16 protein-coding genes are annotated in these 20,322 nt (G+C 57.6%); 5 read left to right on the top strand and 11 right to left on the bottom strand.

All coding sequences use genetic code 11. The annotated features are described in order from the left end of the window. Both RSSM_RS34895 and RSSM_RS21620 read right to left on the bottom strand, forming a co-directional pair. The coding region (locus RSSM_RS34895) for a hypothetical protein (RefSeq protein ID WP_236621299.1) at positions 1–244 on the bottom strand (244 nt) is incomplete at its 3' end. A gap of 167 nt (positions 245–411) precedes the next feature. After that, positions 412–2,037, bottom strand: coding sequence for a hypothetical protein (locus RSSM_RS21620; RefSeq protein WP_044303239.1), 1,626 nt, complete (start codon positions 2,035–2,037; stop codon positions 412–414). A gap of 445 nt (positions 2,038–2,482) precedes the next feature. Between RSSM_RS21620 and RSSM_RS21615 the strand changes: the two genes are divergently transcribed. Next, positions 2,483–3,160 (top strand): redox-sensing transcriptional repressor Rex, encoded by a 678-nt coding sequence (locus tag RSSM_RS21615; RefSeq protein ID WP_008683959.1) that lies wholly within the window; start codon positions 2,483–2,485, stop codon positions 3,158–3,160. Positions 3,161–3,311: 151 nt separating this feature from the next. Here the strand turns inward: RSSM_RS21615 and RSSM_RS21610 are convergent, their stop codons facing one another. From RSSM_RS21610 to RSSM_RS34890, 4 genes are all read right to left on the bottom strand, one after another. Then, positions 3,312–3,815, bottom strand: coding sequence for a TFIIB-type zinc ribbon-containing protein (locus RSSM_RS21610; RefSeq protein ID WP_044303244.1), 504 nt, complete (start codon positions 3,813–3,815; stop codon positions 3,312–3,314). 242 nt (positions 3,816–4,057) lie between these two features. After that, entirely contained in the window at positions 4,058–5,698 is a 1,641-nt protein-coding gene (locus RSSM_RS21605; protein ID WP_081613863.1) for a sensor histidine kinase, read from the bottom strand. A 156-nt stretch (positions 5,699–5,854) separates the two neighbouring features. Further along, positions 5,855–6,169 (bottom strand): DUF2853 family protein, encoded by a 315-nt coding sequence (locus RSSM_RS21600; RefSeq protein ID WP_008683950.1) that lies wholly within the window; start codon positions 6,167–6,169, stop codon positions 5,855–5,857. A gap of 157 nt (positions 6,170–6,326) precedes the next feature. Then, the gene (locus tag RSSM_RS34890; protein WP_236621298.1) at positions 6,327–6,854 is read right to left on the bottom strand and encodes a hypothetical protein; all 528 of its coding nucleotides are present in this window, start codon (positions 6,852–6,854) and stop codon (positions 6,327–6,329) included. A gap of 232 nt (positions 6,855–7,086) precedes the next feature. On the opposite strand from RSSM_RS34890, the gene RSSM_RS21590 reads away from it, so the two are divergent. Continuing rightward, positions 7,087–8,556: a 3-keto-disaccharide hydrolase gene (locus tag RSSM_RS21590; RefSeq protein ID WP_008683944.1), complete on the top strand. Its 1,470-nt coding sequence runs from the start codon at positions 7,087–7,089 to the stop codon at positions 8,554–8,556. A 10-nt stretch (positions 8,557–8,566) separates the two neighbouring features. Here RSSM_RS21590 and RSSM_RS21585 read toward each other — a convergent pair whose 3' ends face one another. From RSSM_RS21585 to RSSM_RS21570, 4 genes are all read right to left on the bottom strand, one after another. Continuing rightward, on the bottom strand, positions 8,567–9,673 hold the full coding sequence (locus RSSM_RS21585; RefSeq protein WP_236621296.1) for an aldo/keto reductase: 1,107 nt from the start codon (positions 9,671–9,673) through the stop codon (positions 8,567–8,569). Between the two features lie 76 nt (positions 9,674–9,749). Further along, positions 9,750–10,103, bottom strand: coding sequence for a hypothetical protein (locus RSSM_RS21580; protein WP_008683940.1), 354 nt, complete (start codon positions 10,101–10,103; stop codon positions 9,750–9,752). Between the two features lie 100 nt (positions 10,104–10,203). Further along, positions 10,204–12,519 carry a family 20 glycosylhydrolase gene (locus RSSM_RS21575; RefSeq protein ID WP_008683938.1) on the bottom strand — a complete coding sequence of 772 codons (2,316 nt, stop codon included), beginning with the start codon at positions 12,517–12,519 and terminating at the stop codon, positions 10,204–10,206. A gap of 152 nt (positions 12,520–12,671) precedes the next feature. Further along, on the bottom strand, positions 12,672–13,466 hold the full coding sequence (locus tag RSSM_RS21570) for a glutamine amidotransferase (protein ID WP_008683936.1): 795 nt from the start codon (positions 13,464–13,466) through the stop codon (positions 12,672–12,674). A 194-nt stretch (positions 13,467–13,660) separates the two neighbouring features. Here RSSM_RS21570 and RSSM_RS31865 point away from each other — a divergent pair, with 194 nt between their 5' ends. Both RSSM_RS31865 and RSSM_RS21560 read left to right on the top strand, forming a co-directional pair. Further along, positions 13,661–14,491 carry a helix-turn-helix domain-containing protein gene (locus RSSM_RS31865; protein ID WP_052336092.1) on the top strand — a complete coding sequence of 277 codons (831 nt, stop codon included), beginning with the start codon at positions 13,661–13,663 and terminating at the stop codon, positions 14,489–14,491. A 131-nt stretch (positions 14,492–14,622) separates the two neighbouring features. Beyond that, entirely contained in the window at positions 14,623–15,783 is a 1,161-nt protein-coding gene (locus RSSM_RS21560; RefSeq protein ID WP_008683932.1) for a transposase, read from the top strand. A 352-nt stretch (positions 15,784–16,135) separates the two neighbouring features. Here the strand turns inward: RSSM_RS21560 and RSSM_RS21555 are convergent, their stop codons facing one another. Then, on the bottom strand, positions 16,136–17,212 hold the full coding sequence (locus tag RSSM_RS21555; RefSeq protein WP_008683930.1) for a DUF481 domain-containing protein: 1,077 nt from the start codon (positions 17,210–17,212) through the stop codon (positions 16,136–16,138). Between the two features lie 403 nt (positions 17,213–17,615). On the opposite strand from RSSM_RS21555, the gene RSSM_RS21545 reads away from it, so the two are divergent. Next, positions 17,616–20,322: U32 family peptidase (locus RSSM_RS21545; protein WP_008683929.1), on the top strand; the 2,707-nt coding region annotated here is incomplete at its 3' end.

The following is a 20,322-nucleotide window of genomic DNA, read 5'->3' as shown; positions in this document are numbered from 1 at the left end:
CCAAGACTTTCGGCAATTCACAACGCCCGCCGAAACCGTTGGCGAGTTTCGCTGCCCCGAGTGTTCGCAAAACTCGCCGCGTCCAATTCCCGTAGCAGCATTCGCCAATATTCAGTCCCCAAAACCTACCGGCATCGGCTTCATCATTCTTAAAAACGTTCCCGTTTGTCAGATACCACCGGCGCATAAAAAAACGGGGCGAGTTTCTGGGGAGAAACTCGACCCCGATTTGGTTCAAAGACATCAACTCCTTGCTGGTGGGCTATCTCCCCGCTGAATCCGCCGCCGGTTGCTCGTTGTTCGATCTAATGTCCGAGCGAACACGGTCGGCGAATTCGTTATGGGGAAAAGGGCCAGCGTGGAAAGCGTCCTATTTCACATCGCTAACAAGAAATCCGTAAGGATCCGTGATTAGCATCCGCAAGCTGGTGCAACGTCGCAGCAAGGCTCAACAACTTCGCATCCGCATCCGCAAGAAGCTGGCTTGTTGAAGAGCTTGTCGAACAAGCCTTTCAGGCAGCATGGCTTCTTAGGTGCACAGCAAGGTGCTGGCTCGCAGCAAGGAGCTGCACATCCGCAAGCTGGTGCTGCGTCGCAGCCACAAGCCGAAGCCGAGCCGCACGAGTCACATCCACCGCAAGCGTCGCCACAAGCAGGTGCTTCGCAGCAAGGTGCTGGGCAGCAAACGGTGACAGGAACTTGACGGCAAACAACTCGAGGAACGCACTTGGTCACGGTGTAAGGCTCGCAAACTTTACGGCACTTAGCAACCTTGATCGTTTCTTGGTAGCACTCTTTGCGGCACACGGTGTGGCAAACGGTCTTGGTGCGGCACTCAGGAACCATTTTGCAAACTTTGTAGGTGCAAACCTTGGTACGGCACTCAGGAACCATTTTGCAAACGGTGTAGTTGCAGGTCTTTGTGCGGCACTCAGGAACCATACGGCACACTTTGTATTCGCAAACCTTGGTGCGGCACTCAGGAACCTTACGGCAAACGGTGTAAGGAATCTCACGGGTGCGGCATTCGGTTACGTACTTCGTGCAAGTAACTTCTTTTTGCTCACAAGTAGGAACCCAAACTTTCTTGCAGATCGTCTTTGGGCAACCTTGGACGCACTCAACGCGGCACTTGCCTGGGCAGTACACGGTCTTGCAGGTCGCAGGGTCGAAGTAAGACGTACCGGGCTCACGCACGGTGCGGCGAATCATTGGGCCAGGAACCGTTTCCGTTACGGTGTCCCAGTGTCCACCTTTGACCGTGATGGTCTTGGTGTACGTTTGGGGAACGCGAACGGTGTAGTTCTCGGTGCGAACTTTTTGCTCACGAACGGTGTTGTAAACCGTGTAGTTGATCGTACGTTGACGAGTTTCGTACACAGGCTTCATGACCGTGTAGTTCGTCGTCTTGGTGCGAGTCTCGTACACTGGCTTGTTAACCGTGTAGTTGATCGTCTTGGTGCGTGTTTCGTACACAGGCTTCTTGACTGTGTAGTTGATCACGCGTTGGTGCTGTTCGTAAACAGGCTTCATGACGGTGTAGTTGATCGTCTTTTGACGAGTCTCGTACACTGGCTTTTTAACGGTGTAGTTGATAACTCGCGAACGAGTTTCGTACACAGGCTTGTTGACCGTGTAGTTGATCGTCTTTTCGCGTGTTTCGTACGTTGGAACCATGACCGTGTACTGAACCTCACGCTGAACGGTTTCAGGAACCATTCGTGTGCGGTTGACGACTTGGTCAACGTAGTAAGTTTCGTTGCGAGTGCGGTAGCGAGTCTCTTCGACTTGCTCCATCACTGTTTCACGAACGGTACGCATTACGGTGTACGATCCGCTTCCGGCAGCCGAACCTTCGCTGACGATTGCTTCAGGAGCTGCTGCGACGACTGAGTCGCCTGCTACAACAGTTCCGCCGCCACCGCAGCTGCTACACCCTTGGTAGCTGATCGCGCTGCTATACGCAGCGTGAGCAGCATTGGCGCCCGACACGATCGCGATGATCGCCAGGGCGGGCAGTAACCACAACCTTTTCATATCAAAATCCTCTCTAGATACAACGCTTCGAGCGTCGCAAGACATAGCTTTCCACTGGCCGCCGGAACCCCCCGGCATAGCCCTTCACCATCGAAACCAATCTTCACCAGCCCGGTCCCATGTTCGCGATTACGGCGTGTGCCGTGTCGCATCCCCGATAACTCTCTTGTCCGCGTGGTATCCGTCAGCCACACTAAAGCTGATCGGTCGCTTACAAGAGCGGGAGGGTCGAGTAGCAATCACTCGCCAATAACGCGTGCATAAAGCGTGCGGGATAGCGAAAGCGATTTCGATGCACAGACTTCATCGTCTACGGGGTAACCGTTGAACACGTAAAGGTGCCCGTCCAGGCAAAATAGGAGGGCTAGGATGGCGGAACGTACCGTCCCTTACTTTCGTAACGCCTGTACCGATCATGACGCCACGATTCCGGGAGAATCGCCTAATGACGCCGCCAAACACGCCCGAAAACCCCTCCGATGACGAGGCTTCAGAAAACGTTCGGGCGGATTTGTCGACGCCTGCAGTGGGCCGATTGAGCCTGTACTACCGTGAGCTTCACAGGCTCCTGGACGCCGGACAGATGTCAACCAACAGCCGCGACCTCGCCGCGATGGTGAACGTCTCGGCCGCCGTCGTCCGCCGCGACCTCAGCTCGATCGGTTCGGTTGGACGCCGTGGCGTCGGTTACGACGTCGCGTCGCTCGCCCAGCACATCGGCGTCGTGCTCGGCAGCGGCGTGCATTGGAAGGCCGTCATGATCGGGGTCGGCTACCTGGGCAACGCGTTGCTGCGGTACCGCGGGTTCGAACGGCTCGGTTTCTCCCTCGCAGCCGCGTTTGATACCGACCCGTCAAAAATTAACCGCGTCGTTGGTGAAACCCGCATCCTTGCGATGGACCAACTCGAACCGGTCCTGCGGGATCTCAAACCCGAACTGGCTATCCTGACCGTTCCGAGCGAACAGGCAACCGACGTCGCCTCACGAATCGTCGCACTGGGAATCCAAGGCATTTTGAACTTCGCGCCCACGACCCTTCGCGTCCCGTCATCGGTCGCGGTGATCAACGTGGACCTGGCGAGCGAACTGCAACAACTCGCCTTCCGCATCCAAAACAGCTAGCAAGCGTATCAAACCGGCTCACCGAATCGGCTCACCAACGAAGGGTAACAACCTCCGCGATATGAACGCTGCCGATCAATCGCAGGCACGGTGGACAAATGGGCCTGCCAACGAATGCGATATCAACCAACGGGCCTTTCGACCAATGGGTCTATCGACGACCGGGGGCTTCGGCGATTCTCGAAATCTCGCCGCAATCCAACCACACGCTTTCACACCGACAACACGAATCGATCGCGACTCGTCCGGGGCCCGCGTAGAAGAACGAGTCCATCAACGTCTGACAGCTCGGGCACGTCAACCTGGAGTGATGATCACGGGGCCCGTCGAGCGCCGGATCAAACTCACCCGTCCGATCCGGACCAACGTATTCCGCGCGACGTTCTCTGACGAGTTGTGCGAACGCAGATCGCTGCAGCAGCACCCCTTGGCACTTCCGGCAACCTTCGATGGGGTACGTATCAAGAGAACCGAGTTCGAGATTTCGATCGCCGCATGTCAAACACGGCGTCTCGGTAAACGTGCCGGTTAAAACGAGCCCATCAACGGAATCGTGCAACGGCGTCGCGACGGATTGACAGTCGCAGTAGTCGCAATAATAACGGCCGGCACGTCCCAAACGCGATACAGGGGCACCGCACGATTCGCAATTCATCGATATCACTTCCGTAATCCAGTGGACTCAACCTTACTGAGCAATCCGCTCTGCTGGTTGAATCGTTGGTTACGGATCCCGAAGGAGCATCACTCAACTCCGGTGCACCGGCGCGCAAACTTTCCGTCGTGAAACGGTCCGGCGGGATGTAACGATTGCACCGCCGCGCGACGATCGACGCCATCAGCAGCCATCGCCGTAGGCAACACCACTCTTTCAAACCGAATCGGAACCGCGTTGGGCTACGACCGCGGCGGACGCAATGCTGCCGACTGCGATTTCATGCGGTCGGAGTGGTGCCGCATTCGAACGGTCAGCCGCCGCAGCTCTTCGTCCAAACGCGTTGCGGCAACCGGGGACGATGCGATCGGGTCGGTCCCGGGACGCACGGTATCGCGATCGACGGCGTGCCCAAAGATCTCCGACGTCGCCGCAGATAAAGCTTGCGTCGTCATCCGATCGATCAGCAAACTCTGCAACGTTCGATGCCCAACCGGCACCACCGTCGGTTCACCCCACGTCACCTCGACGTTCTCGAGCAGTTTCCCGAGCGACACGTCGATCTTCCGCATCCGATCCGCCACGGTACGGTGATCCGCATCGAGCACCCATACCCAGGTCCGCCGAGTGGTCCGGTAACTCACCTCAAACCGGCCTAAGCGGCTCTGCAAGATCCGGTCGAACGTGTCAACGGCACCTGCCGCATGATCACCTGAGATCGACGTCGTCCCGATCGCCACACGGCTGCCGCATCGCGGGCCGGCACCGACAAAATTCAACGTGGCTTCTTTCCATGACGACGCTGCAGCGGATCGATCAGATTGGCTCGGCACAATGTCGCCAGCGATCGGTTTGGGACGCATCGCCGGACCGAAGATCTGATTGCGGAAACGTGCGAACGCCGTCGCCACGGCAGTCGGATGCGCCAGCGGGGTCTCGAACATCACATCCGTCCCGCTGCCCACTCGCGATCGAATCCGCAGATCCGAATAGTGCAGCGTCGCGAGCTGGCGACAAATCATCAAACCCAATCCGGTTCCCGTCGAACGCCCGCCGTAGTCCGATTTCGCCCGCTTTGGCGAGGCTCCCGGATTGGCCAACTCCCGCATCTTTTCACTCGAGATTCCACCGCCGCAGTCGACCACCGACCAACGAACCACGCCGCATTCGTGATCATCGTGGGCTTTAATCAAAATGGTCGAATCTTCGCTGCTGGCTCTCTCCGCGTTCACGACGAGATTCACCAACAAACGACACAGCAACGTGGCGTCGACATAAATGGGCGCCTCATTAGCGTCCAAACCGTCAAACAGCAACTCAATCCGCTTCGTCGCCAGGACAGCCGCCGTTGCGTCGCTGACCATGTTTTGAATCTCGCTACGCCGGACCACTCGCCGGTGCAGCGTCGTCGTGCCGCCGAGCAAACCGTCCGCGTGCAACATTTCGCCAACGAGAGCATTGAGATAATCGCACTGCTTCAACGCGGCCTGCAAAACATCGTCCTGCATCGACGTGACTTCGCCGAGTTGTCCGTCACGAATTAACTCCATCGTGGCGGCAACACTCGCCAAAGGAGACCGCAGGTCGTGTGCGGTCTCGCTGATCAACCGAACCGCCAACTCCACCGGCGCCGATCCGGATTCGTCCACGGCGTCGCTCTTAACACCGCGAACCGCTCCTCGTTCTCGGGCAGCTTCGTCCGAACTTTCGGGGCGCTGACGGTCAACGCGGTGAACCGAACCATCGCTGGCGACGAGGACCGGCCCAGCCACGGTGTCCGCGTCAACTTTCCTCGCATCGGCCGATGAAGTGACTCGGCGCGGTCGGATACGTGGCTGCGTGGACGAATTGACAACGGATGGCGTCTGGGGGCGCTGCGACATCTCGGTGGACCTAGGGTGGGTGAGCGACAAATTGCGAAACGGGCGAGGACGCGTCCTCTCGCTTCGCATCGGCGTTCGCCCAAGACCGATTTTGTCAAACTGACGTCATCGTTCTTTCTGTCGAGCCTCCCCTGCGGGATTTTCGATTTGGACCGTTTACGCGGCCAAACGATCCATCGAGTCGCTCGCTTCGGCCAACAGGTAATAGAACGTGACGCGACATTTCGCCGTGTCCCCTTTCATCTTTTCACAAACCGCGGCCAACGCCTTGTCGGCTTCCTCGGAACTCAAGTCGAGCGTCTTGGAGCAATACCCGGTCTTGATCCTAGCCAGCTCTTCATCGTCGGTGGCGGCAACGACGGCCGAGTCACGACTCTCCAACGCCAATCCCAAATGCCCGACCAACGCTTCCACAGCGTTTTCGTTTGGGGAGTCAACGTACTTCTTGACGTTCTCGAGATACTTGCTCATTGGATTTCCTTACAAATCGTTTGGGGAGAAAATGTGATGCCCTGCGACATCGCTCGTTCCGCGACCGCTGCCCGAACCTTTGCAGCCCGATGCGGTACGACCCGACGCCTCGCAAGTATACCGGTTTCCACCTGTCGTTGTTACCGGCAGGTCGCCCCTAACCGTCGCCGCGAAACGCACGCAGCACGGATGTAAAAATCGTTAAGAAACCGAACAACGGCAAGATCGCGATCACCAACTTCGGCTGCGCCGCCACCATCACGATCCCAATCACGCCAACCAACGCGAGCCCCGGAGGCAGCCACCGGGCAGGCTTCCGCAGTGAATCCCACGCCAACCAAATTGCCCCGAGCACCAACCCAATGCGGGTCAACGCCGCAACGGTAAAACGGCTGGTCGAGGCCGAACCAGACCACTCCTCGATCATGCCGGTGAATTGCCCCAGCCCGGCAACGATCAACATCAACGCGGCGACCACTCCAACCAATCTCCGGCGAAACGCCCAATCGGCGGCTCCCTGCGAAACATCGCGGCCGGCCGAATTGGCCCGAAAATCGCTACGCGTCTCCTTCTCCTCGCGACCGGCAGCCTCGCGTTCGCCGGCACTTTTCATGTCATGCCGCCTCTTCAGCTCACCAGCAGCCAAGTGCAGCATTTTCTGGAATAGCTTCTGATTATTTGCCATTGCTGCCGTGGAGGGCTGTTCGGAACTGGAAAGGTCGCGGATTATACTACTCAATCAGTCGCCACTCACCCCGACCAATTCCAACTGCACGTTCAACATGAATTTCTCGCAACGGAATCTCCACTTGCCATCCGCCTCGACCATCCGCCTCGCGGACTTGATGGGTGGTACCTTTTTGTGTCGCACCTCTTGGCGAGCTGTACTCCCTGGTCGATCCCGCTCGCTGTGTGCGGTGGCATGCCGCGGTTTGATCACGCTGAACATCGCCTGCGTGGGGAATTTGCAGGCTGACGGAACAACGCCCCAGCCTCCAGCCGCGGACAGCCCCGCTGAACCAGACACTGCGAGCCCCGCCCCCGAACAGGCAAACGCTACACCTGAACCCGCCGCAGAGGCAGAAGCTCCCGCGGAGCCCAAACCGGCCCCCGCACCCGAATCGCCGCCCGCGACTCCTGAACGAAAAGCCATCTTTGACGGAAAATCGCTTAACGGATGGACCAACCCGTACGAGTGGGGCAAAGTCGAAGTGGTCGACGGAGAAATTCATCTCACCGCCGAACGCAAGTTCTTTCTCGTTACCGAGAAGGAATACCACGACTATGAATTCGAAGCAGAATTGAAACTGCCCGAGGGAAAATCCAACAGCGGTTTCATGGCACGCGGGCAAGTCCAACCCAACCTGGTGTTTGGCTACCAAGCCGAAGCCGACCCGACCGAACGCCGCTGGTCCGGCGGACTCTACGACGAAAGCCGTCGGCAATGGCTCAACCCGCTGTGGAAACAGAGCGAGGCCCAGGCCGCGTTTGACCGCAACCGATGGAACCGTTTCCGCATTCGATGTGTCGGCCATCACCTGCAGTTCTTCGTCAACGACGTCCCGACCACCGACTATTTCGACCCCGCTGACCTCAGTGGTCGCATCGGCCTGCAACACCACGGCGAAAAGGGACAGACCTACCGTTTCCGCAACCTGATCGTCCGCGATCTGGGTGAACAAGAATGGGTGCCCCTTTTCGATGCCACTACCGCAAACGGCGAACTCGGCGAAGGTGAAATCATCCCCGGTTGGAAATCCGTCGGCGGAGGAACATGGACGGTTGCCGACGGTATCTTGCAAGGTCGAGCCAGTGTCGAGGCGAACGAGCCGAACGGCCTGCTCTACTCAACACGCGAATTCACCAACGCGACGTTCCGAATCGTCTACCGATACAAACAAGGCGACAGCGGGTTCTTTGTCCGCAGCAAGATCACTCCTGCCAATCCATTCATTGCCGGTGTGCAATGCGAAATCGACGAAACCGACGACGTCGCGGGTCTGTATCAAACCGGCGGCAAAGGCTGGGTCGCCAAACCGCTGCACTACCTTGATACGCGTTTCCCACCCGATCGCCGAGACGTCGTGCGTTTCCAATGGGAACAAGCCCGCCGCGGTCTCTCCACCGCCCAACGCCAAAACAATTCCGCCCTCGCATCCGAATCGGATGATGCCGACAACGCGAACGCCGACGATGCTCCTTGGCAAACGATGACCGTCAGCGTGGAAGGCAAACGAATCGTCACGCACCTGAACGACTGCCTGGCAGCCGACTTCGTCGTCGACGACCTCGCCGATTCCGGAGTGATCGCGCTACAGCTTCACGGAAACCAAAACCTCGAAGTCGATTTCCGCAGCATCGAAATTCTCCAACCTGTCCGGAAATAACCGCACGCTTTTACGTGATCGCGTTCTCGGCAACCAAACTGTTGATGCGCCCGAGCGTTTCTTCGTCGAGCGGTTTCGCACCGGCGACGTCTTCGATCTGATCCGGACGCCGGGCACCGACCAACGCAGCGGTCACACCGGACTGCGACAGCACCCACGAAACACTCAACTGAGCAACCGTGCATCCGCTCTCGCCCGCGATCTCACGCAAACCGTCTACCACCCGATGCGCCCGAGCACGCTGCTCTCCTTGAAACACCGCATACCCCGGACGACTATCGCCCTCGGGAAAAACATGGTCACGTGAAATCTTGCCGGCCAACAAACCCTTCATCAGCGTCCAGTAGACCAGCACGTCATTGTTGCAAGACGCTGCCCCCGCGATCACGGTTTGCAACGTGTCACTTTGCAGCAAGTTCAGCGGACACTGAATCGCCTGACAACGGCACACCGCATCAAAACGCTGCCGTTCCGCTTCAGACGCGTTGCACAATCCGATCCTGACGGCGAGTCCACGATCGCGAAGCTCACACAATGCCTCGGCACTCTGTTCCACATGCACCTGATCATCGATGCTGTGCAACATCAACGTGTCGAACCGGTCGATGCCGATCCGACGCAGCGACTCCTCCGCGTCCGCGATCAGTGTTTCCGGTCGAGAATCCACGACGCGACTGCCGTCATCTCGGTACCGTTGGCCGACTTTGCTGATGACATGAAACTGGTCGGATCGCCCCCGAATCGCTGCGCCGAGAAACCGATCCGACTCGCCGTTCAATCCATAACTGAACGCGGTATCGAACGTCGTGATCCCCAGAGCGATTGCCTTCGCGATCGTTCGCTCGGCGTCCTCCGCGGTCACTCCAACGGTCGTCACGCCTGCGATCGGCCATAACCCAAGGACAACTTCGGATCGAAAAACAGGTGACTGCTCAGAAGGCGATGGCAAATTCACGGCAAACAACACAATCAATCGGGGCGGGATTAAGAACGCAAACAAAGCATCCCGCCGCCCTCGATCCCAGTCAACCCAATCGACAGGCCAGCCCAATCGACCACGCAACCCAATCGACCACGCCCGATCAGCCGCCTCGCGTTCACCGCGGTTTCCGTTCACCGCGGTTTCCGTTCGCCGCGGTTTCCAGCACGCGGCTGCCCGATGCAAGTTGTCCGGCACCAACTCGGCACCTCAACTATTCCGTGCCCAACATCGCTTTGCGGTGCTCGATCGCATCCTTTTTGAACTTGAACGTCTTGAAACGCTGGACGCCGTCTTCTTGCCAGGTCGCGACCCAACGCCCGTAGACGTTTTTGCTGATGCCGGTCATTCCCGACGTATTGTTGGCTGCTTTCTTGCGTGGCCCTTTATGCCACTGCCGGTCGCCTAGCTCGCGGAGTTTCTTGTCCCGCCATCGCTGCGCCTGCGCGAGCGATTTCCGTATTCCGCCGTTGGAAAAGCGGAAGTACTTCGAATGCAACTGTCCTTCACGAAGAATACGTACCGTCCATCCTGCTGGACCACGTGTGATGTTTGCGTGTCGACTCATAAACGCATCATAAGGCCACGGCCCCACATGATCAACATGCTTTTGTCGTTCTACCAGCGTTTCACAAACTCGCCCGTGGTCCCAAACCGTTCAAACGCGATCACTTGGGCAGTTCTAGATACTCGCTAATCTCGGCTCGCTTCCCGTCGGGGCCGGTGAGAAACAGCAACAACACTGGCCGAGGCATGCCGGTCGCGTGATCGATCCGGACTCGATATCGCTCGCCTCGCTCCAAAACAACATCAGCCTTCTGGCCCGACTCGTCGTTCGGACTGTCTCGCACGAGCACTTCGTCTTCCTCGAAACTTCCGTTCTGATTTCGATCAAAGAACAATGTTGCGTGACCACTTTGCGTTCGCAACTCGAGCGTGTGAGTCCCGTCCGCGGGAGCCACGAGGTCAGCCTCGGTCATTTGCCCGCGTACCGCAACGTTCCGAGTCAGACCACGTAGATACGGCATCCGATATCGTCGCAGCAGCTTGGATTCCGGCAGCGCGGCCAAGTCCGGCACCTGGCGCGGAGTGCGACGACCAATGTCGAACTCGCTGACCTCCACACGATCAGGCCAATTGTTGAAGAACTTCCACGAATGTCCGTCCACCGGTGTTCCATCCTCACGAACCAACTCGGCACGAACACTGAACGCTCCGCGGCCCACCAACGCGGTTTCGTATTCGTGTTGCGGTTCGGGTACCGGACGGAAATTGGGTGAATTCAGACGGCCCGACCAACCACCGTTGCTGTAACGAATCTGCCCAGGAACTTTCGAGCGATTCCGAAGCGTCACCTGAATCTCTTCTCCTTCATAGGGCTGGTAAAGACTGACCACGGGGTGCGATGGATCCTCCACCTCCGGCAAGATTTCAATCGGCTGCAGCACTGGTAAGACACGTTCCTGAACAAGCCCTGACCGATCTTGGAACTCTGCAAAAGAATGCCCCGAACTCGGGTTCCATAAACGCTCTGACAGAATCGGCACACGTGGCAACAAGAAATGCACGACGCTGCACTCGTATTGTTCCCAATACAACATTTGCCCGCCAAGAATCTGATCGTCTTTGCCAATCCATTTCGCGTTCCATTCACCGTCGTCGCGGTTCGGATCGTTTGGACCACGGTCTTCAAATACCGGACGCCCCGGCTCCCAGTGCATGAATGTGTTTTTGTCCCAACGATAGATATCCTCTAGATCGAAACGTTTACCACCAGTTGAACCGGGGTGAATCAAGCCGCCATACCCACCGGTCAGATAGGTCGGCTTCCATGACGCATTGATAATTCGATACCCGCTGTCGAGCAAATCCCAAGGCGCGTTGTAAGAACTCTCCCACGCCAACACGACAACGTGATCGTCGCCCGTTGCCGGAATCAGATCCGTCGGTGCGCCGTGGAAACCTTCCCAGACGAGCAACCGTTTTCCGCGTGCCCGAACCCGCTTGTTGACCTCAGCAAGAAACGGCACCAATCGATGCCCAGCCCCCGATTCGTCACCACCGATGTGAAAGTACGGCGAGCTGGCGAACACATTGATCATCGCATCGATCAGTTTGCCGATCTTGGCATAATTCTGTGGGGCGGCAACGTCAGCGTCGTTTCGGTTCGGCGAAAGGTAGCCCGATTCGCGGAGTCGGCCTGAGTGGCCCGGCAGATCCAATTCAGGAACGATCGTCACGCCACGGGCGTCGGCGTACTCAACGAGTTCATTGAGTTCTTCAATCGTGTAGCAGTGATTGCCCTGTAAATGGTCAGTGACCGGAGCAAATGGAAACGTAAAGTGTTGGTTGTCGGTCAGGTGCAACTGCAGGTACCGCACCTTGAACAACCGACACAAACGAACCGCGTCTTTGATCACGCCGATCGAATGGGGCGTCCGAGCTACGTCCACCATCAGAGCCCGATACTCTGCCGCAGGCTGATCAGTGATGGACAGCGAGGGCAACGAGCAGGTTTTAGGATCGATCAACTGCAGCAACGTCGAGGTACCATGGGCCACACCGACGGACGACTTTCCAACAATCCGAATTCCGCGGTCTCCGGACGTCAACGTGTAATGTTCGCTAGACATCGAATCAAGTGTTTGCGCATCCGACGAAATCGCGAGCACAATGTCGAAGCTCGTCGGCTCATCGTCGCTAACCACGACATCCAACCGTAAACCAGTCAGCAGTTCCAGCTCGTCCCGCAGCACATTCGCATGCGTCTGCAAAAACATCCCCGCGTCTCCGAACGGGACACGGATTCGAGATTTCTCGGTCAGCGTACAAGCCGGCGTCCCGGGTTGGTGAACAAGAGACACCGGCGTCGGAACCACCACCGGCGCTCCGTCCTCGGCCTTCAGAGGTGCCGTGTCACTGACGCATAACCCAACAACCAACATCACGACAACGATCGTCAGTTCCAACCCGAATCGGTTCATTCGATATAGCTCATTCGAAACAGCAACAAACAAAACAAACAGCCGAAATCGCGAAGACTTCGTACCAACATCGCCCACACGAACTCTTTACTCAGGCGAGCCCAACGTGGGTGCACGCCCCATCCTCCGACGCACTGACTTAACCGTCGCAGTCAATCCTCTCGATCCGTGAGCAACCAATCGACCGCTTGCGACCAAAACCGCTCATAGACGTCCCAGTAGACAAAGTTGCATCCCCAGTGTGGTGCGGGATCGGACGTGTACGCGAGCACCTTTCCTTTGCCGAATTCTCCGGCTGCCAACATCGGATCGCCGGTCTCTTTCCATGTCGCGATGACTTCACATCCGTCGCGTGGCTCGACAATGTTGTACCCCAAGATAGGAGGCATGCTCTCGAGGTCCACCCCTGCGATCATTGGGTGATTTTGATTTACCGCAGTGCCGCAAAACCCCTCAGTATTCTCCCGCAAATCCTCCACATCGAGACACTTCACCGGCAGAACTTGCTTCAGCCCCGTGCGTCCCCAGCCGCCTTTGCCCATCTCGCCATTGAAGCTCAACCAGCCCCCCAGAAACATTGCATGTGTTCCCTTCTCGATCGCTTCCACCGTCAACCGAACTCGGTCGGGAAACGTCAACGGTTGGCTTCCGAATTTGCTTCGATCAAAGAACTGCGGCGCGAGTTGAAAGTTTTTCGACTCGACGTCTGAGAAAATGAGCACGTCATATTCGTCGAGTACCTTTTCCAATTCACCGGGGCCTAAACGATAAAAGTCCCACGTGGGAACCGACGTGACTTCATGTTTGCCCGTCGATTCGATCGCATCCTTCAACCACTTGCCATAGTTAAAGATCTCTGTCCCTTTGTGGGTGTAATTGAAAGGCGTTTCAGCAAAAACGGGGCCGAGCATCACTGCCCAGTCGCCGACATAGTAGATCTTGGCCATGGCAAGGCATTCCCGCAGGTTTGTTGGAAAAACGGTTTTCGCATTTCCCGCCGGACAGGTAGACCACTGAACGGCGTCACAAATGCAAATCTCATGTGTTATCCTAGGAATCGCTCGCAAAGTGCTTCGCAATCTAATTCGCAAGTGTCGCAATTCGCGTCGCAATCCCCTTCCTGGATGTCGCAATTTCCGCCATGCCACAGCCAACCGCCGCGCCAGTCTTTCCACCGATGCAAGGCCCGGTCATCACCGAAATCGCTTTGATCGACCGAATCATTCGCCCAAATCGGGGTGCGTTTCGCAGCGAATCGCTACCGGGGCACTTGATCCATTTCTGCACCGCCGGGAGAGTCGAACAGCGTTCAGGTGGTGTCATCCAGCGTTTTGGCAAAGGTGACGCCATTTGGTATCACGAGAACGAAAGCGTCGAGGGCAGCGTTATCGATCCGCCCTGGGAGTTCTACACGATCAACTTCCGGGCCCCGTCGCTGCTGCCACCTCCGCTCGACCAACGCGTCTTTCCAGTTTCTCAATCCGCGATGTCGCATACGAAGCGGTTGCTCGAAATCTGGCGTGACGTCGACGGGTCTGCCGTCAAACGGCATTTGCAGGTCCACGCACACCTCCTTCAGATCATCGCTGAAATACTGCCGACTGATCCCGAGAACCAGCGAATCGATACTCCCTCACAACTTTGGTGGGAGATCGAAACGCGCTTGCGAGCATGCCTGCACGACCCCATCGACCTTCGACACCTCGAAACACTGAGCGGCCGGTCGCAACGAAGCATCTCGCGTGCTTGCCGATTGGCCACCGGCCTGTCGCCTATGAAACGAGTCAAGCAAGTTCGCCTGAGCTACGCACGCGGCCTCGTCCAGCTATCCGATTTATCGATGACCGAGATCGCGATGCGAATCGGCTACCCAAGAGTCCAAGAATTCAGCCGCGACTACCACATCCTCTACGGCACAACACCATCTCAAGACCGAAAATCCGGCCCCGACTACCAAAACAAATCCAACTAGCAAGGCCACCCCTCCTCCCAATGGTGCCACCCACCATATTCCTCTTAATGGTGCCACCCACCATATAGTTGACTTCGGTTCTGGCAGTGCGTACACTCACTTCGGCAAACACCTTTATCTGGAATCAGTCCATGCCTCGACCAAAACGAAATGAGCAGTTTGACCCGAGCGAAGTCTGTATCGTGCACGTTGTTCAGCGGTGTGTCCGACGTGCCTTTCTCGCAGGTGTCGATAAGCAATCAGGAAAAGACTATTCGTTTCGCAAAGAGTGGATCCGTCGCAGATTGGAGGCGTTGGCGTCAGTTTTCGCAGTCGACGTGCTGTCCTACGCCATGATGAGCAATCACATGCATCAAATCCTCCGCAACCGGCCGGACGTCTGTGCAGCTTGGTCGGACGAAGAAGTTGCGATCCGATGGCTACGTGTCTTTCCCGGTCGCAGGCTGGAAGAACACTTGGCCGAACCGACGGAGAACGACGTTAAGACTTTGGTCCGCAACAAAGAACGCATTGCGGAGATCCGCACACGTCTTTCAGATATATCCTGGTTCATGCGGGCGCTGGCCGAACCGATCGCAAGGATGGCGAACAAACAAGACGAGTGCACCGGCAGGTTCTGGGAAGGTCGCTTCAAGGCACAGCGAATTGTAGACGAAGCGGGACTGCTCGCGTGCAGCATGTACGTGGACCTCAATCCGGTGCGCGCGGCGATGGTAGACTCCCCGGAAGAAGCGCCACACACAAGTGCATACGATCGCGTCAAAGCCCGCCGTGGCGAGAAACTTGCGTCAGCAGCCTTCGACTTGAAGACAATCCCAACTGACGAGGCAGGGCAGAAGCTACGAAACACTCCGGTCAACCAACTCCAAGAAGAGCGGAAAAAGAAACGCAGGAACCCGACAGGCAGGAAGATCCTACGAGACGCATGGCTCAGCCCACTCACGATGGACTCCGGCAAACTCTCGAGTGAACCGGAAGTCCATAACGAGGGCGTGCGCAGCAGCGATAAAGGCTTCCTACAAATCGCATGGCAAGACTACTGGGCCTTACTGCGGTGGACGGCAGGTCAGACTTCGGAGAACCTAAAAGATGACGTACCGGCATCGCTTCGAGCGATACTGACGAGAGTTGGTATCGACCTATCGATGTGGCGAGACTTGGTCTGGAATTGGAAGAAGCACTTCGGCAAAAGCGTCTGCATCGGACGTCCCGAGTCGATGAAAGAGCACGCTGAAACTACCGGCCGACACCATTACCGCGGCCAAGCCAGCGTAGCCGCTTGTTTCCAATAGCGGTTAGCCCCAATCGCGCCTCCAGATGATGCCAACACAAAGGTCAATGCTGCGCGGGCGCACATTCAGCGACCATCTCCCCCTGCACCCACCTTCAAATCAGGTGCAACGAGCACTCAACTCGCTATCAGTTTCCCAAAGAAATGTGCGACGGAACTTCGCTCGTCGCCATAAATGATACGCGGTGCAACACGCAATAGGTGCGCAATAGGTGGGCGGCACCATCTGAGAAAGAGTGATCTGGGTTTGGTGGGTGGCACCATCTGAGAAAGGGAGCCCCCGGGAGCACGCGATCGACCGGGTGGGGGCACGCGAGCACTACCTGGTGCGACTTTCTAAAAGTGGCGACTGTCTAGAACTTGTACAGCAACAAGGCTGAGTAGTAGAAGTCGTTCTTTAGCGCACCCTGCGGAGTGCTGTCATAGCGATCGGTTATCGACAGACGCAGTGATAGGTTCTCGGAATTGTCGATCAGCGACTCCCACGCGACGTCAGTGACCAAACGGAAATCGCTGAAGTCTTCGAAAGTTGGGAAGTAGTCGATCTTTGCCTTGAGTTTCTGACGATCCGACAACTTGTGGTCCGCTTCGAGGCCAAACACGGCTTCCGGTGTCCAGCTATCATCCGGCGATCCGATCTCTTTCGACGCACCGGCACCGACCCGGGTTACTAGGTTCGTGTTGTCGTTGCGGATCCAGTAGTAACCAAAACCGGCGTTGAGATTCAAACGAAGGTCGAACGCTTTGAACTCGTCGTATTCCATCCCGAACTTGGTAAACATCGTCCAATTGGAATCACCCAAAAGCCGGTCGTAGTCGAGGTTGAACCGGGCGTTGTCCTCGGTCGTCTGACTCTGGGCACTTGCCTGCCGATAGTCGAAGTCGAGGGCCAACGTGTAGGCGTCCGTCTTTCGCTTCATCTCCAATCCGGTCTGGATCGCCAACGTCTCTGCGTTACCAGTGCTGCCGTCGAGCCCAAACTCGGCATGGTTTTCCCATCCCTTGGTCATCCATCGCCACGGAACCTGGTACCAGCGGACGATCTCCTGTTGCAGCGGCGGCTCATCGAGCGTTTGCCCGTCCGCGATCGCGGCACCGATCGGCATGCCCGGATCGGGGATCGGCTCGATCGCGTCAGTGGCCGTCGCGGCACTAGCCGGATCGGTCAGCGGTACGTCCACGACGGGCTGCTGCAGCACCGATTCGGACAACCCAAAGTTGTCATTCCATTCTTCTGGCAACTCATTGATCGGAGGAGGTGCTGGCACCGATTCGTAGCCTGAACCGTTCCAAGTCGACTGGCCGGACTGCCACGATGGAGCAGGCGACGGCAACGTCTGAGCGAATGCCTGACCGGGCAACACAACTGCAACGAAACCCGCAACGGCCACCAAAACAACGCTAAGCGATAAATAATGTCGAATGAGCATACGATCCCTCGAACCAAGTAAGCATACCGAGGAGGCCCCGGCAGACGCCCTAAACCTATGTACACAAGCAACAGATTCAGGACAGTCTCGCGTGTTAACAAAACGTCTCGCGGTGGGGATAGACGGATTTTGAAACCGAGATGTCACAAAAATCCCTAGCTGTTTCTTTGCTATCGAAAAAGCCAGCTCGCAAAGCAATTTTGCAACCAGACGTTCCGCGCCCCCGCAGTCGCCTCCGCCAACTGAACAGCAACCTCCACCACTCGCGTGAAACTCGGCCGCGTGAAACTCGACCGGACAGCACACGGACATTGAGGCAAAGAACGTTTCCACCGCCCAATCATGAAACACCGATCGCCAAAAAGCAGTATTACGAAGGCCATTCGACTGGTATTCTGTGCGGATGAATCAAACCTCTCCAACCGCACCGGGCTCGATATCGCCCGATCCATCCCGCGCCCCTGAACTGCTGTCTCCCGCAGGGAACTGGGACTGCGCCGAAGCAGCGGTTGAGAACGGAGCCGACGCGATCTACTTCGGCGTCGACCGCGGCTTCAACGCACGATCGCGAGCCGCGAACTTTGGTCTCGGCGACCTTGCCGAACTCATGCAGATGCTGCGTTTGCGAGGAGTCCGGGGCTATGTGACGCTCAACACACTCGTGTTTCCCGACGAAATGCCTTCGCTCGTCAACGTCGTCGAGGCGATCGCGACGGCCGGAGTCGACGCGGTATTGGTGCAAGATTTCGGCGTGGCGCGAACCGTCCGCGCGATCTGCAGCGAGTTGGAGATCCACGCTTCGACGCAAATGAGTCTGACGTCCGCGGAAACGATCCGCGTCGCCGCCGACCTCGGGTTGTCACGGGTTGTTCTCGCCCGCGAGTTGTCGATCAAGGAAATCACCAAGATCCGATCCGCAACATCGATGCCACTCGAAGCATTCATTCACGGCGCGTTGTGCGTTGCCTATTCGGGGCAATGTTTGACCAGCGAATCGCTCGGGGGCCGCAGTGCGAATCGCGGCCAGTGCGCCCAAGCATGCCGGTTGCCGTACGAATTAGTTTGCGACGGTGAAGACCAACACCTCGGTGACGTTCGCTACCTGTTGTCACCGCAAGACCTCGCCGGATACGCCGCGATCCCCGACATGATCGCCGCGGGCGTCGACAGTCTCAAGATTGAAGGCCGACTGAAAACTCCCGAATACGTGGCCAACATCACCGGCCACTACCGACGAGCGATCGACCAAGCCGTGTCCGGGGGCACGGTGCACGTCAGCAAGCGAGACCGGCAAGAGATGGAACTGTCGTTCTCTCGCGGGTTCGCACCGGGATGGCTCGAAGGGAACGACCACAAACGTTTGGTACCGGGAATACGCGCCGCCAAACAAGGCATCGAACTCGGCGAAGTCGACGAGGTGCGTGGCGACGAAATTCGCGTCAAAGTTGCCGCTGACGTTTCGCTCGGCGACGGATTGGCGATCGCATCGGCCCCGCCGGAGGGCCAACGAGAAGACGACGCGTATGCCGGCAGCGGATTTGCAGACAACCATCAAGGAGGCCGCGTCTACTCACTTCGTCCTGCAAATCGGCCGGGCAAACGACAGTCACAACGTGGCGAAAAGCTCAAAACGGTTTCGACGGGAGAAAGTGTTTGGATCGGGTTTGCCCGCAGTGCAATCGACTTTTCGCGAATCGATGAAGGCGCCGCGGTTTTCAAAAACGACGATCCGAAACTCAACAAAAAGCTCGCGTCCACCTTCGGAGGCAAACCGCGGCGCACGCGTCCGATCCACATCGATGTGTTCGCCCGAGCCGGTGAACCGCTGCGTGTCACCGCAACCGTCAAGAGCATCACGCAGGCAAACGCCGAGCCGGCACCCGGCGGCGATAATCCGATTTGTGTCACCTTTTGCGGTGATCAGCCGCTCGAGGTTGCGCGCAAACACGCGATCGACCAAGAAGTCCTCAAAGACAAACTCGGACGGCTCGGAGGCACGCCGTTTCATCTCGCCACCATTCACTCAGAAATTATTGGTGGCCCCTTGGTACCGCTCGGGGTACTCAATGCCCTCCGGCGGGACCTCGTCGACCGACTCACCGCGAAGCTACAACAACCTCCTCGCCGCACCGTCGACAAGGAAGCCGGTCTCGCGATGGTGCGTGGGCTCCGTGAAGCGGACGCGCTGCTACCAGAATCTGCGCCGGAGACCGGAGTCGCAGCGGACGCTGAAACCGCAACCGGCAACGACGACCAAGCCAAGCTTTCCGTTTTGTGCCGAACCATCGAACAACTTCAAGCCGCGGTCGATGCCGGTGCCGATTCGGTCATCGCCGATTTTCACGATGTGCGTACCCATCGCGACGCGGTTCAGATCGCTCGGGATGCCGGCACACACGTGATGCTGGCATCGATTCGCATGCAGAAGCCTGGCGAGACGGGTCTCATCCGGCAACTGATCCGATACGCCCCCGACGCGGTGTTGGCACGGAACCTTGCCGCAACGGACGCCGCCATCTCGGCGGACATTCCCGTCGTCGCGGACTTTTCGCTCAATACCGCCAATCATCGATCGGCGGAGTGGTTGATCGGTCGCGGAGTGCAACGCGTGACGGCATCGTATGACTTGAACGCCGACCAACTCGATGGGCTGGTCGCCGCCACGCCGGGGCACTGGTTGGAAATTGTAATGCACCAACATATGCCGATGTTCCACATGGAGCACTGTGTCTTCTGCAGCGTCTTGTCGCCCGGCACGAATAAAACAAACTGCGGCCGACCGTGCGACCGGCACGTTGTCCAGCTACGAGACCGGGTCGGTAAATTGCATGTCTTGCAAGCCGATATCGCGTGCCGCAACACGCTGTTTAACGCGACGCCGCAGAGTGCCGCGGACGTAGTCGGATCGCTGATCGAACGCGGTGTGGGCTGGTTCCGCGTCGAACTGCTCGAAGAAGACGCGACCCGCACCGAAGAAATTCTCCGGTTGTATCGCCAACTCCTATGCGGTCAGGTGACTGGGCCGGAGGTTTGGCGTCGCTTATCCGCGGACAACCGAGTCGGTGTGACACGCGGAACGCTCGAAGCCAAACGCGACCCGTTGGCGATTC

This window comes from Aporhodopirellula sallentina SM41 (assembly GCF_000346505.1).
GTDB classification, from domain to species: Bacteria; Planctomycetota; Planctomycetia; order Pirellulales; family Pirellulaceae; genus Rhodopirellula; species Rhodopirellula sallentina.
This window is presented reverse-complemented; position numbering and strand designations above follow the sequence as displayed.